Here is a 14,660-nt window from a genome sequence, read left to right on the forward strand (position 1 = left end):
ACGGTATGTGCGACTGGCAGAACCTCTGCGTTACTGCTTCATGTTAATAACCACATTCTCCTGCCACAGGCGCGGCAGCAGTTTTGAGGTCTTATCCCAGGCAGCCTGATCTTTGATCGGACGGGCATTTTTATACTCCGACTGCGGCAGCAGTTTGGCCTGCACGTCCGCCGGCAGCGTTAAATGCTCGGCGCGAATCGGGCGCGCATAGCCTTTCGCCAGGTTGATCTGGCCCTCATCCGACAGAATGTATTCACGCGCCAGCTTCGCCGCGTTCGGGTGGCGGGCGTATTTGTTGATAATGGTGGTGTAGCCAGAAGTCACGGACCCGTCCGACGGAATCACCACTTCGTAGCGATTTTTATCAATCTGGTCGCGGTAGTTCAGACCGTTGAAGTCCCACACCACGGCGACCTGAATCTCACCTTTTTCGATGTTGGCGATCACCGGATCGGTCACGCCAAGGCGGCCCTGTTTCGCCAGCTCGCCAAAGAACGCCAGCGCCGGCTTGATGTTCTTCTCGTCACCGCCCAGCGCATAGCTGGCGGCGAGTACGCCGTTTGCCGCCTGAGCAGCCGTGCCGACGTCGCCGATAGTGACCACATACTTACCTTTTTTCAGATCGGCCCAGCTGTGCGGTGCGTCTTTCACCTGCTGCTTGTCGATCAGGAAAGCGATGGTGCCGGTGTAGGCCAGCATCCAGTTGCCATCGGCGTCTTTCGCCCATGCCGGAATCTGATCCCAGTGCGTCGGTTTGTAGGGTTGCGCCACGCCTTTGGCGACGGCAATCGGGCCGAAGGCGGCGCCCACGTCGCCGATATCGGCGCTGGCGTTATCCTGTTCGGCGGCAAACTTCGCCAGCTCCTGCGCCGAAGACATATCGGTATCGCTGTGCTTGAGACCGTATTTGGTGCTGAGATCGTTCCAGGTATCTTTCCAGTTAGCCCAGGTGTCAGGCATACCGACGCTGTTCACCTGGCCTTCGGCGCGCGCGGCTTTTTCCAGCGCGGCAACATCGTTATCAGCGGCATGCGCGGCGGGCAGCGCAAGCAGAACGGCACTGGCTACTACAGAAGAGATAAACGCTTTCATCTCGGTTGCTCCGGGTGTAAGTTGTGGGTCGTCGTGGTCTAGTCCAGCAAGAACCGAGCCAATGTAGCCCGGATAGATGAAGGTTTTATGACCGGGGTGTTGAAATGGGATGTGGCGCGTCGTTCCACATGCGGTTACAGCGCGCTAAAGCGTGGGATGTGCCTTGTCACATTGTAGTCATCGAACTGTCATAGTGCAGATTTGCCCCAAAATGAGGCTGAAAAAATGTCGTCGAAAACCGCAGATGTGATCGCCGCCGCACTATGCGAACGGATTGAAAACGGAGAGTTTGTCACCAGACGATTGCCGGCCGAGCGCGCGTTGAGCGAACAATATTCCACCACGCGCATCACGCTTCGTGAAGCGCTTGGCCTGCTGGAAGCGCAGGGCGTCATCTACCGCGAACTACGGCGCGGCTGGTTTATTGCGCCGCCGCGCCTCATCTATAACCCGGCACATCACAGTCACTTTCATGCCATGGCGCTGCAGCAGGGGCGCATTGCCAGCACTGAGGTGATGGAGGCGCGCGAGGTGCCGGCGCAGCTGGCAATTGCGCGTCATCTGCAACTGCTGGAAGGCGATCAGGTGTACCGCATTCGCCGCCTGCGCCGCATTGATGGCCGCGCGGTGTTGTACGTCGAGCATTACCTCAATCCGGCCTTCTTTCCCGGTCTGCTGCATGAAGATCTCACCCGCTCGCTGACCGATCTGTATGACCAGCGCTACGGCATTCACTACGGCGGTGCACGGTTTACCATTGTGCCCGGTCCGCTTCCGGCGCGGGCGGCGCCCGCACTGAACGTGGCGAGCGGTACGCCCGGCCTGCTGATTACGCGTATCAACCGTGACCAGCATAAGCGGGTGATTGACTGCGACTGCGAGTACTGGCGTTATGACGCGCTGTGCGTTGATGTTGAGGTGTGATGTATTGTGATTTAGATCACATTACAGCATGATAGCGCCAGAAGAATCTCGTCATCTGAGGCGCAAAATAATGACAACAAAATCAGCGGCGGGGCAGCTTATTGCTTCGGTATTACAGTGGGTACTGAACATTGGCCTGGTGATTCTGGCCGTTATTCTGGTGGTGTTTCTCGGTAAAGAGACCATTCACCTGGCGAATGTGCTGTTCAGCACCGGTGAGCAGGCGTCCTCGTATCTGCTGATCGAAGGCATTGTGATCTACTTTCTCTATTTCGAGTTTATCGCGCTGATTGTGAAGTACTTTCAGTCCGGTTATCACTTTCCGCTGCGCTACTTCGTCTATATCGGGATCACGGCGATTATTCGTCTGATCATTGTCGACCATAAAAATCCTTTCGATACGTTGTGCTACTCGGCGGCCATTTTGATTCTGGTGGTGACGCTGTGGCTGGCCAATAGTAACCGCCTGAAACGCGAGTAATTCCTCCCGCGACGCCAGCGTGGCACAAGCAGATGTGTCACGCTGAGCGCGGTGCGCTACACTAGGGCAACTTTTTTACCGGAGATGTCCTGATGTCGCATGACGCGCTGCGCCAGTTACGCGCACTGCACTGGCTGCCAGCCTCTTCCCCGTTACTTTCACCGCCGCTGCTTGACTGGCTGCTGGAAGAAGACTCAATGACGCGCCGCTTTGAGCAGCACTGCCAGCAGGTTACCGTACAACTGCTGCGGGAAGCGTTCATTACCGCCGATGAGATGCCGCAGGAAGCGGCGTTTCTGCCTGCCGACACGCGCTTCTGGCTGCGTGAAATCGTGCTGTGCGGTGACAATGAACCCTGGCTGATTGGCCGTACCGTGGTGCCGGAGAGCACGCTGAACGGCCCGGAACAGATGCTGCAAAATCTCGGCACGCGACCGCTGGGACGCTACCTGTTTTCCTCCTCGACGCTGAGCCGCGATTTTATCGATCCGGGCCAGATTGATGACCTGTGGGGACGCCGCTCGCGGCTGCGCCTGTCCGGCAAACCGCTGCTGTTAACTGAACTGTTTTTACCGGCGTCGCCGCTGTACCGCGCGCTGAAGCAAGGATAACGCCCCGTGCAAAAGACTTTAACCATGAGCAAATGGCAGGCCTATAGTCGCCTGATGCGTATTGATAAACCGATTGGCACGCTGCTGCTGCTGTGGCCGACACTGTGGGCGCTGTGGCTGTCCGGCATGGCGATTCCGCCGCTGTCGGTGCTGCTGGTGTTCGTCCCTGGCGTGTTTGTGATGCGCGCGGCGGGCTGCGTGATTAATGATTACGCCGACCGTAACGTCGACGGCCACGTGAAACGCACCGCCGCGCGACCGTTAGCCAGCGGCGCGGTAACGGAGAAAGAGGCGAAGCTGCTGTTTGGCGGCCTCGGTCTGCTGGCGTTCCTGCTGGTGCTGACCATGAACCGCATGACCATTCTGCTGTCGTTTGGCGGGCTGGCGCTGGCGTGGGTTTATCCCTTTATGAAGCGCTATACCCATCTGCCGCAGGTAGTGCTGGGCGCGGCGTTTGGCTGGGCGATTCCGATGGGCTGGGCGGCGGTTAGTGAGTCCTTACCCTTTGTCTGCTGGCTGGTGTTTCTTGCCAATATTTGCTGGACGGTGGCTTATGACACCCAGTACGCCATGGTTGACCGCGACGACGATCTGAAGATTGGCGTGAAATCGACGGCGATTCTGTTTGGGCGTTACGACAAGCTGATTATCGGGCTGTTACAGCTGGCCGCGCTGGGCCTGATGGCACTGGTGGGCATTTTACTGCATCTGAACGGTGCGTTTTACTGGTCGCTGCTGCTGGCGGGCGGGCTGTTTGTGCATCAGCAGAAACTGATTGCCGGGCGTGAACGTGAGCTGTGCTTCCAGGCATTCCTCAACAACAACTACGTTGGTCTGGTGCTGTTTATTGGCGTGCTGCTCAATACCCAGCCGTTTGTTGCGCTGTTCTGATGGCGGGGTGATTAACCCCGGCGGCGCGCCGGTCGTCGCAGTGGGAAGCGCGTTCTTTTCGCGCCTGAATTCTGACAACGAAAACCGCGGCGCAATCTGGCGTGTGACAGATGCGCCGCGTTTTTCAGTCGCCCATTAGTCGTGCGCCACGGCACTCTCAATGGTCAGACGGACATCGCTGGTGACCAGTTCGGCCAGCATCTGCCACATCATATTGGTACGTTCAGCATCCGCATCACCGGAATCACTGATATAGCCTTCATCACGCAGCGACAGCACCAGCGCGGTAAAGACTGCCTTGTCGAAGAACTCCGGCGCATTGATACCGTGCAGCACTGACAGACGCTGAGCCAGCGTGCGACTCTCTTTCTCCAGCGTGCCACGGTTAATGGTCGGCTTGGCGCTGAGAATGGCGAAGGTAATGGCGAAACGCTGCAGCGTTTCACGAATCCCGGCCGCCAGCAGCTGCAGCGTACGGTAACGTGCCGCGCTCATTTTCAGCTGGCCTTCCTGTACGGTGATCAGCCCCTGCCGCGCCATTTCGGCGCAGAGCGCATTCAGCAGGGCCGGCAGTTCGGCACTGTCCCAGCGCAGGAACAGTTCGCTCTTCAGCATCGGATAGACCAGGCTGACCTGACGCAGCAGTTCCGCCTCGCTGATCTCCCGATGCTGCTGCACGATAGCGGCAATCAGCGACGGCATCACCAGCATATGGTGGATGTTGTTGCGATAGTAGGTCATCAGCACCGCCTGCTCGCGCGGCAGAATGATGATCTCGCCAATACTGTCCTGCTCGGTCTCGAACTTGTTCATGCCCATGGCGTGATCGAGCAGCGCTTCAGCGCTGAGATCCGGCACGGTTGACTCGGGTGAGTACGGCACATTGCGCAGCAGCTGGGTGTAGCACTCCAGCTGTTCCGTCAGCTGTTCACGCGTCAGCGAACGCTGGCGCGATGCCAGCAGCGCGGTCACGCACAGGTTCATGGCGTTGGCCGCGCCGGCTTCGTTGATGCGTACCATCAGACGTGCCGCGATATCGTTCACTACCGGCGTCATCCACGCCGGACGCTGAGGATCGATAGGGTCAATCGCGTCGCGCCACTCCGGTACCTGTTTGTTGAGATAGTTAACCAGCGACAGCGGCTCACCGAAGTTCACATAGCCCTGGCCGAGGTTACGCAGCTTGCGCAGGCCGCGCACCATCTGCATGAAGCCCTCTTTCTCTTTTGCGGCACCGCGCAGCTCTTTGGCATAAGTGCCGACTTCCATCACGTGCTCGTAACCGATGTAGATCGGCACAAAGGTGATAGGACGGCTGCCGCCGCGCAGCAGCGCCTGTAACGTCATCGACAGCGTGCCGGTTTTCGGGTCGAGCAGACGGCCAGTACGTGAGCGCCCGCCTTCAACAAAATACTCAACCGAATAGCCGCGGCTGAACAGCTCGCCCAGATACTCGCGGAACACCGTGGAGTAGAGCTTGTTGCCTTTAAAGGTACGACGAATAAAGAAGGCACCGAGGCGACGGAAAATCGGTCCGGCTGGCCAGAAGTTGAGATTGATACCGGCAGCAATGTGCGGCGGCACCAGGCCCTGATGATAGAGCACGTAGGACAGCAGCAGATAATCCATGTGGCTGCGGTGGCATGGCACGTAAACAATTTCGTGACCATCCTGCGCCAGCTGGCGCACGCGTTCGCCGCCGTGCACGTTAATGCCCTGATAGAGTCGACTCCACAGCCAGCCCATCACACGGTCAGTCACGCGGATCGCTTCGTACGAGAAATCCGCCGCCACTTCTTCCATCATCTCGATGGCGTTCTGCTGCGCTTTTTCATGCGAAATTTTCTTGCTGCGCGCTTCGTCTTCAACCGCTTTCTCAATCGCTTTGGATTGCAGCAGCTTGTTGAACAGATCCTGGCGTGCCGGCAGACGCGGGCCGACGGCTGCCAGCCGCTGGCGGGCAAAATGAATGCGCGCGACACGTGCCAGCTTCTGCGCGATCGACTGATCGGTACCGTGTTCGGTGGCCATCTGACGCAGTGAAACCGTGGGCGAGAAGCGGACAAAGCTGTCGCGACCGTGCCACAGGATGGCAAAGAACTTCTGTATACCGTTAAGAATACGCAGATGTGGCGTCGGTTCGCCCTGAATTTCACGGCCTGGCGCACGGCCAAACATCACGGAAACCGGCAGCATCTGTACGTCCAGCGCCGCATTATTGCGGTGCAGATCGAGGTAGTCATGGAAAAGCTTGACCGACTCCGGGTTCGCCACGAAATAGGGGAAGACGCGCGGCCCATCGTGAATAAATACGTGGCGCGGCAGCAGGGTGCCGTCAATCTCCAGCGGCGCCAGCGGATCCGGCAGATCGTGCTTCAGGCACTGTGCGCGTAGCGTGAGCAGGTCCGCCTTTGAATCATAAGGCAAAACATACATCACCGGACGGGTCGGATCGATACCGTGTTCCGAGATCGGATCGGTCGGAATGACCTTACTTTTTACCAAAATAGAGAGTGGTAAATTCAACAATTTGTAATAGAGTTTACGCCAACCTGACATAGACAACTTGAAGCCTCTTGTTAGCAAAGCGCGGCAAGCATACCAGAAAGTGCGGCGAAGATCTGTGGCTGTGCCACCTCGCGCGCCCAGACATTGACGTCAAAAACAGTTAAGGGTTCCACAACATGGCAAATAACGTCACCGGTTTCCTGAGAATCATTAAAGCCGCCGGTTATTCCTGGCAGGGGCTGCGCGCTGCCTGGCAGCATGAAGCCGCTTTTCGCCAGGAGGCGATTGCCGCACTGGTCGCGGTTGCCATCGCCTGCTGGCTGGATGTCGATATCATCACGCGTGTGTTGCTGATTGGCTCGGTGGTGCTGGTAGTCATTGTTGAGATCCTTAATAGTGCCATCGAAGCCGTGGTGGACCGTATTGGTCAGGAACGCCATCCGCTGGCGGGACGCGCCAAAGACATGGGCTCGGCGGCGGTACTGCTGGCTATCCTACTGGCTCTGTTTGTCTGGATCGCGCTGCTTTGGTCGCATTTGCGATAAACATTCCACATTCATCAAGCCGCTGATTTTTCCCTCTGTTTCGGTTTTCATTTCGCCAATACCTGTATATACTCACAGCGACTGTATAAACAACCAGGGGGCGGGATGAAAGCGTTAACCAGCAGGCAGCAACAGGTCTATGACCTGATTCGCGACCATATTAATCAGACCGGCATGCCGCCAACGCGTGCTGAAATTGCTTCGCAACTGGGCTTCCGCTCGCCTAACGCTGCTGAAGAGCACCTGAAAGCGCTGGCGCGTAAAGGTGTCATTGAAATCGTCTCCGGTGCATCGCGCGGTATCCGCCTGCTGATGGAAGAAGAGGCGAGTGAAGGGCTGCCACTGATCGGTCGCGTCGCCGCCGGTGAACCGCTGCTGGCGCAGGAACATATCGAAGCCCACTATCAGGTCGACGCCAACCTGTTCAAACCCTCTGCCGATTTCCTGCTGCGCGTCAGCGGTATGTCGATGAAAGATATCGGCATTATGGACGGCGATCTGCTCGCAGTGCATAAAACGCAGGAAGTGCGCAATGGCCAGGTGGTGGTTGCGCGTATCGATGATGAAGTCACGGTGAAACGCTGGAAGAAGCAGGGCGCGATTGTCCAGCTGCTGCCGGAAAACAATGATTTCCAGCCGATTGTCGTGGATACCCGTGAACAGTCGCTAACCGTGGAAGGGCTGGCCGTAGGCATCGTGCGCAACGGCGAGTGGCTCTGAAACCCGGTTGATCTCCCCCGCTGCGGCGGCGCACGCGCGCTGGCCGCAGTCTGCTTTAATCATACTTTTGTTCCCGGCCCGTAAGGCGCTCGCTCAGGCCGACTACTGTAACCCTCGGGATGGGGCTGATGCAGCTATTTTCCTCTTCTGATAAAGCGCTGTGGCGACTGGCGTTGCCAATGATCCTCTCCAATATCACCGTGCCGCTGCTCGGCGTGGTCGATACTGCCGTGATTGGCCATCTTGATAGTCCGATCTACCTCGGCGGCGTGGCGGTAGGCACCACGGCAACCAGCTTCATCTTTATGCTGCTGCTGTTTCTGCGTATGAGCACCACCGGTTTAACCGCGCAGGCCTTCGGGGCCGGCGAAAAGCAGGCACTGGCGCGCGCACTGATGCAGCCGCTGCTGATCGCTCTGGCCGCCGGGTTGCTGCTGGCGCTGCTGCGTTCACCTGCCAGTAGCCTGGCGGCAACGCTGATGGGCGGCAGCGCGGAAGTCCAGCAGCAGGCGCAGATCTTCATTGAAATCCGCTGGCTGAGCGCACCAGCTACGCTGGCTAACCTGGTGATTCTCGGCTGGCTGCTGGGCGTGCAGTATGCGCGTGCGCCGATGGTTCTGCTGATTATCGGAAACCTGGTCAACATCCTGCTCGATCTGCTGCTGGTGCTGAAACTGCACTGGGGCGTTGCCGGTGCTGCCGCCGCCACGGCGCTGGCCGAATACGTGACGCTGGCAGTGGGATTATGGATGGTGGCGCGCGTGCTGAAACTGCGCGGCATCGATTTCAAACTGCTGAAAAACAGCTGGCGCGGAGACGCGGCGCGGTTATTTCGCCTTAATCGCGACATCATGCTGCGCTCGCTCATGCTGCAGATCTGCTTCGCCTCACTGACCCTGCTGGGTGCACGCATCGGACCGGATGTGGTTGCGGTTAATGCGGTGCTGTTGATGTTCCTGACGTTTACTGCCTATGCGCTGGACGGCTTTGCTTACGCGGTGGAAGCCTGCTCGGGTGAAGCGGTAGGGGCAAAAGATCGCAGCCGGCTGCTGCTGATCTGGCATGCCGCCTGTCGCCAGGCGGGTATCGTTGCGCTGCTGTTTGCGGTTATTTATGCGCTTAGCGGCGCGCACATTGTTGCACTGCTTACCTCGCTGCAGCCGCTGCGTGAGATGGCCGATCGCTTTCTGCTGTGGCAGGTAATTTTACCGCTGGTCGGCGTCTGGTGTTATCTGCTGGACGGCATGTTCATTGGCGCGACGCGCGGCCGCGAAATGCGTAACAGCATGATCATGGCAGCAGCCGGTTTCGGTATCACTTTGCTGACGCTGCCGTGGTTAGGGAATCACGGTTTATGGCTGGCGATCACGGTGTTTCTGGCGCTGCGCGGCCTGACGCTGGGATGGATGTGGCGCCGCCACTGGCAGCGTGACAGCTGGTTCAGCCAGCCATAAGCGCAGCGCAGGCACCAGAATAATCTGTAATTCCGTGCACAATCCGAAGCGGCTACTATAATTATCTCAAACGGCGCAGATAAGTAGCGCGTTATATGGTTATTTCCGGCATTACATGAGAAATACACCATCTCACTCAGGAAGACGTGGAGGATTGTTATGAACAAAGACGAAGCGAGCGGAAACTGGAAGCAGTTTAAAGGGAAGTTTAAAGAGAAATGGGGCAAGTTGACCGACGACGATTTGACCGTGATCGAAGGGAAACGCGATCAGCTGGTGGGTAAAATTCAGGAACGTTACGGTTACGCCAAAGATGAAGCTGAACGTGAATTGAAAGACTGGGAAAGTCAAAACAAAGATTACCGCTGGTAAGTCTCCCGCTTTAAGGATGATGCTCCTACCCGCTGATCGTTACGATCGGCCTGGCACACGGAGGTGCCAGTTACCCTTTACGCACCTTCTTCTTACTTTCCACTTCATGATCGTGCTGACAGCTACCCGGCTGCGTGCAGGCCGCCACTTCGGCACAGTTTTCACACAAGCCGTGCGCCTCAATAACGCTATGACGTAAGGCAAAACCTGCCTGATCGGCCAACCCGGCAATGATCTTTTCCACGCCGTGCGCGTGCTTCTCACTGACGGCGGCACAGTTGTCGCACACCAGCATCACCGATGTGTGCGCCGGCTCGTCGAAATGGTGGCACACCACATAACTGTTATTTGACTCCACCCGATGAATAAATCCCTGCTCCAGCAGGAAATCCAGCGCGCGATAAATAGTCGGTGGTTTCGCCTGGGGTTCACTGATGCGCAGTTGGTCCAGCAAATCGTAAGCGCTAATGGAACCGTTCTGCTCCGCCATCAGGCGCAGCACTTCTGCGCGCTGCGTAGTGAGGCGCACGCCACGGTCAAGGCACAGAGATTCAGCCTGCGTGAGCAGTTGTTCGGGCGTGAGGTTTGGCATAAGCATTCTCCAGGTGATGGGTGATGTTATTTTATCACACAAACTTTTACGCTGCTGCCATTGCTTTTTTACCTTATATCATCCAGGAAATGTCCAGCTTTCAGCCACTTATCTGCCGCGTTGCGTCTTGGTACCTCCTTCTGTTAAGCCATGCTTTTCCTTCCTGAGTTTTTTCTCACAGGTTAACCCATCTTTTTGCTTTGCAACTCACTGACTTAGTGGCTATGGTTCAAAAGGTTTTAAGTAATTTCTGGCATCAATTTAGCTGACGTTCATATTTCTGCATAAAACAACAGCAGAATGGTGCGGGCGTGACCAATTCTGCGAATAGCAATGCTAATTCCTTTCAATTCACAGCAATAAAGCGTTAGCCAGCGTTCAGAATAGGGCTAATAAACTATTCCGTCGTAGAGACAGTCAACGACAATTAAAAGGTGATGGCAGACTCATGGTGAAGACATTATTCAGACGCAAGAAAATTGCTTATGTTGTTGGTTTTAATGCGGTATTTGTTACCTCATCAGCATTTGCTGCTGGCACCTGGTACGATGCGCGTAACGATGCCATGGGGGGAACCGGTGTCGCTTCCTCAACCTGGAGCTCGGCAGTGCTGGCTAACCCGGCATTGATGACCAAAGCGCAGCCTGAAGATAACGTCAGCATCATTTTTCCTTCAGCCGGGGTGCAGATTACTGACAAAGACAAATTAGTGGATCGCGTAGACGAAATTACTGATACGGTGGACCGCTATCGTGACGTGATCAACAACATCACGCTGCCGGAGATCATCAATGGCGCGCCTCAGGTCAGAGCGGCGGCAGGTGATATGGCCAATCAGCTGCGCGATCTGCGCGGTGATAAAGCGAATGGCACCGCAGGCGTGGCGTTAGCCGTCAGCATTCCCAACGAGACCCTTCCTTTCGCCTTCATCACCAAAGCCTACGGCACGGCGCACATCCGCGCTAACGTAGTACAGAGCGATATTGATTATCTGGATCAGGTCGCAAATGGCCGCATTCCTTTGCCGGGCGACCAAAATAATCTGCGATCCAGCGCCAACGGCCTGGCTGCGCTGATCACCGATTACGGTGTCGCAATGGCACATGAGTTCACCATCGCCGGTCACCCGGTCTCCGTTGGCGTCACGCCGAAGCTGCAGAAAACCTGGCTGTATAACTACACCGCCAGCGTTTATAACTACGACAAGAATGATATTAACGACAGCCGCTATCGCAGCACCGATACCGGTTTCAACGTCGATGCCGGTATCGCTACCGACTTCGCGGAGAACTGGACCTTCGGCGTGACCGGGCAGAACCTGGTCTCGCGCGATATCGACACCAAAGAGGTTAACGGCTATCGCGATACGTATCAGATTCGCTCGCTGGTAACCACCGGACTGGCGTGGAATCGCGGACCCTTTACTCTGACCGGCGATGTCGATCTGACGGAAACCAAACGTTTTAAATCGCAGGAGAGCAGTCAGTACGCTGGCGTGGGTGGTGAATATCGCGTGCTGGACTGGCTGGCGCTGCGTGCCGGCTATCGCGCGGATATGAAGTCGAACGACACCGATGTGTTTACGGCCGGTCTCGGCGTGTCGCCGTTCAACAACGCGGTGCATCTGGACCTGGCCGGTTCGGTCGGCAAAGACAATACCTGGGGCGCCATGGTGCAGCTCGGGTTTAACTTCTGACCAGACGATGACGGGCGGCTGTGTCGCCCGTCACAGCTGTGATATCATTGCGCAGTTTCTCATCACTTAACTGCGGATTTACTGCGTTTCATGACCGATACATTCTCTTCGCAACGTTTCTCCATCGCACCCATGCTGGACTGGACCGACCGTCACTGTCGCTATTTTCACCGTCAGCTGAGCGGCGACACGCTGCTGTACACCGAAATGGTGACCACCGGGGCCATCATCCACGGCAAAGGCGACTATCTGGCCTATAGCGAGGCGGAGCATCCGCTGGCGCTGCAGCTGGGCGGTAGCGATCCGGCCGCGCTGGCAACCTGTGCAAAGCTGGCAGAAGCGCGTGGATACGATGAGATCAACCTGAACGTCGGTTGTCCTTCCGATCGGGTACAGAACGGCCGTTTTGGCGCGTGCCTGATGGGTGAGGCGGCGCTGGTCGCGGACTGTATCAAAGCGATGCGCGATGTGGTCAGCATTCCGGTCACGGTGAAAACCCGCATCGGTATTGACGACCAGGATAGCTACGCCTTCCTGTGCGATTTTGTCGGCACCGTGGCGCAGCAGGGCGGTTGTGATACGTTCATTATTCATGCGCGTAAAGCGTGGCTGTCGGGTCTCAGTCCGAAAGAGAACCGTGAAATTCCACCGCTCGATTATCCGCGTGTTTACCAGCTGAAGCGGGATTTCCCGGCGCTGACCATGGCAATCAACGGCGGCGTTAAGACGCTTGAAGAGGCCAAAGCGCATCTGCAGCACCTGGACGGCGTGATGATGGGGCGAGAGGCCTATCAAAATCCCGGCATTCTGGCGCAGGTTGATCGCCAGCTGTTTGGCCGCGAGACACCGGTGGCCGATCCGGTCGCCGTGGTGCGTTCCATGTATCCTTACATCGAAGCCGAACTGGCCCAGGGCACTTATCTGGGACACATTACGCGCCACATGCTGGGCCTGTTCCAGGGCATTCCCGGCGCGCGCCAGTGGCGCCGTCATCTGAGCGAAAATGCTCACAAACCGGGCGCCGACGTCCGTGTGCTGGAAGCGGCGCTGGCGCTGGTGGCCGACCGCATCGTGCAGGAAGCCTGATCCCGCGAGCCGGCCTGGTCAGGCCGGCAGGACGGTTTAAACCGCACGGTTTCGTCGTGCGGTTTTTAATTCACCACCAGTTAGTCAATTTCACCAAATCAACTTCTCCTCTGTCCTGCATCAAAGCGATAATTCAATGGGTTAGCGATTGGCACGACCTGGCACGTATCTTGTAATACCTTCTGCATTACTGATACAGGAGAGCGCTCGTGGAAATATTATTCGTTATCGGCTTTTTTATGATGCTGCTGCTGACTGGCGTATCGCTGCTGGGCGTGATCGCCGCGCTGGTGGTGGCCACCGTGGTGATGTTTCTCGGTGGGCTGTTTGCGCTTGTTATAAAATTGTTGCCGTGGCTGGTGCTGGCGGTGGTCGCCGTGTGGCTGTATCGCGCATTTACCACGCCGCAGGGAGAAGTGAAACTTAACCGGCTGAAAAGGAAAATCAGCGACTTAGAGAAGAGAAGCTGGCGCTAAATGCGGTTACGATCACAGAGTTGGTGATTGCTTAGTACGAATTCGCAATTAAACATATTTTTTACTTATGTTTTCTGTCAGGATAGGTAAAGAAATTCAGACGAATTCATCGCCGCTGTCCCTACACCAGCGCGAACTATAAAAAAGAAAGAAAAGGGCTTCCTTCGGGAAGCCCTTCATCATTTCTGCTATCAGGGAATCAACAGGCTGGAACCCTGAGTGGCACGACTCTCCAGCACCTGATGCGCACGCACTGCATCGCTCAGGGCAAATTTCTGCTGCTCCGGCACGTTAAGCTGAATAGCGCGGCTGGCGATAAGCGAAAACAGTTCGCCGCTGGCGCGATCGAGCTCTTCACGGTTGGTGATATAGCCAAACAGGGATGGGCGGGTGACAAACAGCGAGCCTTTCTTGTTGAGAATGCCGAGGTCAACGCCGGTCACCGGGCCGGAGGCATTACCAAAGCTCACCATCAGGCCGTGGCGGCGCAGGCTGTCGAGGGAGGGTTCCCAGGTATCTTTGCCCACTGAGTCGTACACTACCGCCACTTTTTCACCGTTGGTCAGTTCGCTGACGCGCTGGGCGATATCCTCTTCGCGATAATTGATGGTGGCCCAGGCACCGGCATCTTTGGCGATCTGCGCTTTCTCCGCAGAACCGACGGTGCCAATCAAATGCGCGCCCAGCGCTTTCGCCCACTGGCAGGCAATCAGGCCCACGCCGCCCGCGGCGGCATGAAACAGGAAAATTTCATCGGCTTTTACTTTGTACGTCTGACGCAGCAGATACTGCACCGTCAGGCCCTTGAGGAAGGAGGCCGCAGCCTGCTCAAAGCTGATGCTGTCCGGCAGAATCACCAGCCGATCTTCCGCCACATTGTGCAGCTCGCTGTAGGCGCCCAGCGCGGCCTGGCAGTACACCACGCGATCGCCCGGCTTGAAACGCGAAACCGCGCTGCCCACTTTTTTCACGATGCCTGCCGCTTCAGTGCCCAGGCCGGACGGCAGCGAGGAGACCGGATACAATCCGCTGCGCACGTAGGTATCGATGTAGTTAATACCAATCGCCTTGTTCTCCACCTGAACTTCATGGTCGGCGGGATCGGCTAGTGTAAAATCGACCCATTGCAATACTTCCGGGCCGCCGTGCTGGTTGAACTGAATTCGCTTTGCCATTCTGACTCCTGTGATTGTTCATCCTGGGACGGTATAC

General features: G+C 56.8%; 15 protein-coding genes. 11 read left to right on the plus strand and 4 right to left on the minus strand.

Annotation, left to right across the window (positions count from 1 at the left end):
• Positions 1–30 precede the first annotated feature (30 nt).
• Positions 31–1,092 (minus strand): ABC transporter substrate-binding protein, encoded by a 1,062-nt coding sequence (locus C1Y43_RS08035; RefSeq protein WP_058770009.1) that lies wholly within the window; start codon positions 1,090–1,092, stop codon positions 31–33.
• Between the two features lie 225 nt (positions 1,093–1,317).
• Between C1Y43_RS08035 and C1Y43_RS08040 the strand changes: the two genes are divergently transcribed.
• The 4 genes from C1Y43_RS08040 (at position 1,318) to ubiA (ending at position 3,999) form a co-directional block, all read left to right on the plus strand.
• The gene (locus C1Y43_RS08040) at positions 1,318–2,016 is read left to right on the plus strand and encodes a UTRA domain-containing protein (RefSeq protein ID WP_104187828.1); all 699 of its coding nucleotides are present in this window, start codon (positions 1,318–1,320) and stop codon (positions 2,014–2,016) included.
• Positions 2,017–2,086: 70 nt separating this feature from the next.
• Positions 2,087–2,497, plus strand: a complete 411-nt coding sequence (gene psiE / locus C1Y43_RS08045; protein ID WP_104187830.1) for a phosphate-starvation-inducible protein PsiE — start codon at positions 2,087–2,089, stop codon at positions 2,495–2,497.
• A gap of 92 nt (positions 2,498–2,589) precedes the next feature.
• Positions 2,590–3,108 carry a chorismate lyase gene (gene ubiC, locus C1Y43_RS08050; protein WP_010616617.1) on the plus strand — a complete coding sequence of 173 codons (519 nt, stop codon included), beginning with the start codon at positions 2,590–2,592 and terminating at the stop codon, positions 3,106–3,108.
• Positions 3,109–3,132: 24 nt separating this feature from the next.
• Complete coding sequence (ubiA, locus tag C1Y43_RS08055; RefSeq protein ID WP_168715025.1) at positions 3,133–3,999, plus strand: 4-hydroxybenzoate octaprenyltransferase; 867 nt, start codon at positions 3,133–3,135, stop codon at positions 3,997–3,999.
• Positions 4,000–4,134: 135 nt separating this feature from the next.
• Here ubiA and plsB read toward each other — a convergent pair whose 3' ends face one another.
• Positions 4,135–6,558, minus strand: coding sequence for a glycerol-3-phosphate 1-O-acyltransferase PlsB (gene plsB, locus C1Y43_RS08060; protein ID WP_031279763.1), 2,424 nt, complete (start codon positions 6,556–6,558; stop codon positions 4,135–4,137).
• Positions 6,559–6,683: 125 nt separating this feature from the next.
• On the opposite strand from plsB, the gene C1Y43_RS08065 reads away from it, so the two are divergent.
• From C1Y43_RS08065 to C1Y43_RS08080, 4 genes are all read left to right on the plus strand, one after another.
• A complete protein-coding gene (locus tag C1Y43_RS08065; RefSeq protein ID WP_058780895.1) occupies positions 6,684–7,052 on the plus strand; it encodes a diacylglycerol kinase in 369 nt (122 codons plus the stop codon).
• 105 nt (positions 7,053–7,157) lie between these two features.
• On the plus strand, positions 7,158–7,772 hold the full coding sequence (gene lexA / locus C1Y43_RS08070) for a transcriptional repressor LexA (RefSeq protein WP_031279762.1): 615 nt from the start codon (positions 7,158–7,160) through the stop codon (positions 7,770–7,772).
• A 128-nt stretch (positions 7,773–7,900) separates the two neighbouring features.
• Positions 7,901–9,226 (plus strand): MATE family efflux transporter DinF, encoded by a 1,326-nt coding sequence (dinF, locus tag C1Y43_RS08075; RefSeq protein WP_104188157.1) that lies wholly within the window; start codon positions 7,901–7,903, stop codon positions 9,224–9,226.
• Between the two features lie 159 nt (positions 9,227–9,385).
• Positions 9,386–9,598: a CsbD family protein gene (locus tag C1Y43_RS08080; RefSeq protein ID WP_021507857.1), complete on the plus strand. Its 213-nt coding sequence runs from the start codon at positions 9,386–9,388 to the stop codon at positions 9,596–9,598.
• A gap of 70 nt (positions 9,599–9,668) precedes the next feature.
• On the opposite strand, the gene zur is transcribed toward C1Y43_RS08080, so the two are convergent.
• Positions 9,669–10,190 carry a zinc uptake transcriptional repressor Zur gene (gene zur, locus C1Y43_RS08085; RefSeq protein WP_104187833.1) on the minus strand — a complete coding sequence of 174 codons (522 nt, stop codon included), beginning with the start codon at positions 10,188–10,190 and terminating at the stop codon, positions 9,669–9,671.
• Positions 10,191–10,638: 448 nt separating this feature from the next.
• On the opposite strand from zur, the gene C1Y43_RS08090 reads away from it, so the two are divergent.
• The 3 genes from C1Y43_RS08090 to pspG all read left to right on the plus strand — a co-directional run bounded on the left by C1Y43_RS08090 (position 10,639) and on the right by pspG (position 13,448).
• The gene (locus C1Y43_RS08090) at positions 10,639–11,886 is read left to right on the plus strand and encodes a conjugal transfer protein TraF (protein ID WP_104187835.1); all 1,248 of its coding nucleotides are present in this window, start codon (positions 10,639–10,641) and stop codon (positions 11,884–11,886) included.
• 90 nt (positions 11,887–11,976) lie between these two features.
• Positions 11,977–12,972, plus strand: a complete 996-nt coding sequence (gene dusA / locus C1Y43_RS08095; protein ID WP_104187837.1) for a tRNA dihydrouridine(20/20a) synthase DusA — start codon at positions 11,977–11,979, stop codon at positions 12,970–12,972.
• Positions 12,973–13,181: 209 nt separating this feature from the next.
• Positions 13,182–13,448 carry an envelope stress response protein PspG gene (gene pspG / locus C1Y43_RS08100; RefSeq protein ID WP_104187839.1) on the plus strand — a complete coding sequence of 89 codons (267 nt, stop codon included), beginning with the start codon at positions 13,182–13,184 and terminating at the stop codon, positions 13,446–13,448.
• A 191-nt stretch (positions 13,449–13,639) separates the two neighbouring features.
• Here the strand turns inward: pspG and C1Y43_RS08105 are convergent, their stop codons facing one another.
• Complete coding sequence (locus C1Y43_RS08105) at positions 13,640–14,623, minus strand: quinone oxidoreductase (protein WP_058774935.1); 984 nt, start codon at positions 14,621–14,623, stop codon at positions 13,640–13,642.
• Positions 14,624–14,660 lie beyond the last annotated feature (37 nt).

This window comes from Pantoea sp. ICBG 828, from assembly GCF_002928355.1.
Classification (GTDB): domain Bacteria; phylum Pseudomonadota; class Gammaproteobacteria; order Enterobacterales; family Enterobacteriaceae; genus Pantoea; species Pantoea dispersa.

Coding starts and splice junctions, on each gene's coding strand:
- C1Y43_RS08035 (WP_058770009.1), bottom strand. CDS start 1,092: ATGAAAGCGTTTATCTCTTCTGTAGTAGCCAGTGCCGTTCTGCTTGCG.
- C1Y43_RS08040 (WP_104187828.1), top strand. CDS start 1,318: ATGTCGTCGAAAACCGCAGATGTGATCGCCGCCGCACTATGCGAACGG.
- psiE (WP_104187830.1), top strand. CDS start 2,087: ATGACAACAAAATCAGCGGCGGGGCAGCTTATTGCTTCGGTATTACAG.
- ubiC (WP_010616617.1), top strand. CDS start 2,590: ATGTCGCATGACGCGCTGCGCCAGTTACGCGCACTGCACTGGCTGCCA.
- ubiA (WP_168715025.1), top strand. CDS start 3,133: ATGAGCAAATGGCAGGCCTATAGTCGCCTGATGCGTATTGATAAACCG.
- plsB (WP_031279763.1), bottom strand. CDS start 6,558: ATGTCAGGTTGGCGTAAACTCTATTACAAATTGTTGAATTTACCACTC.
- C1Y43_RS08065 (WP_058780895.1), top strand. CDS start 6,684: ATGGCAAATAACGTCACCGGTTTCCTGAGAATCATTAAAGCCGCCGGT.
- lexA (WP_031279762.1), top strand. CDS start 7,158: ATGAAAGCGTTAACCAGCAGGCAGCAACAGGTCTATGACCTGATTCGC.
- dinF (WP_104188157.1), top strand. CDS start 7,901: ATGCAGCTATTTTCCTCTTCTGATAAAGCGCTGTGGCGACTGGCGTTG.
- C1Y43_RS08080 (WP_021507857.1), top strand. CDS start 9,386: ATGAACAAAGACGAAGCGAGCGGAAACTGGAAGCAGTTTAAAGGGAAG.
- zur (WP_104187833.1), bottom strand. CDS start 10,190: ATGCCAAACCTCACGCCCGAACAACTGCTCACGCAGGCTGAATCTCTG.
- C1Y43_RS08090 (WP_104187835.1), top strand. CDS start 10,639: ATGGTGAAGACATTATTCAGACGCAAGAAAATTGCTTATGTTGTTGGT.
- dusA (WP_104187837.1), top strand. CDS start 11,977: ATGACCGATACATTCTCTTCGCAACGTTTCTCCATCGCACCCATGCTG.
- C1Y43_RS08105 (WP_058774935.1), bottom strand. CDS start 14,623: ATGGCAAAGCGAATTCAGTTCAACCAGCACGGCGGCCCGGAAGTATTG.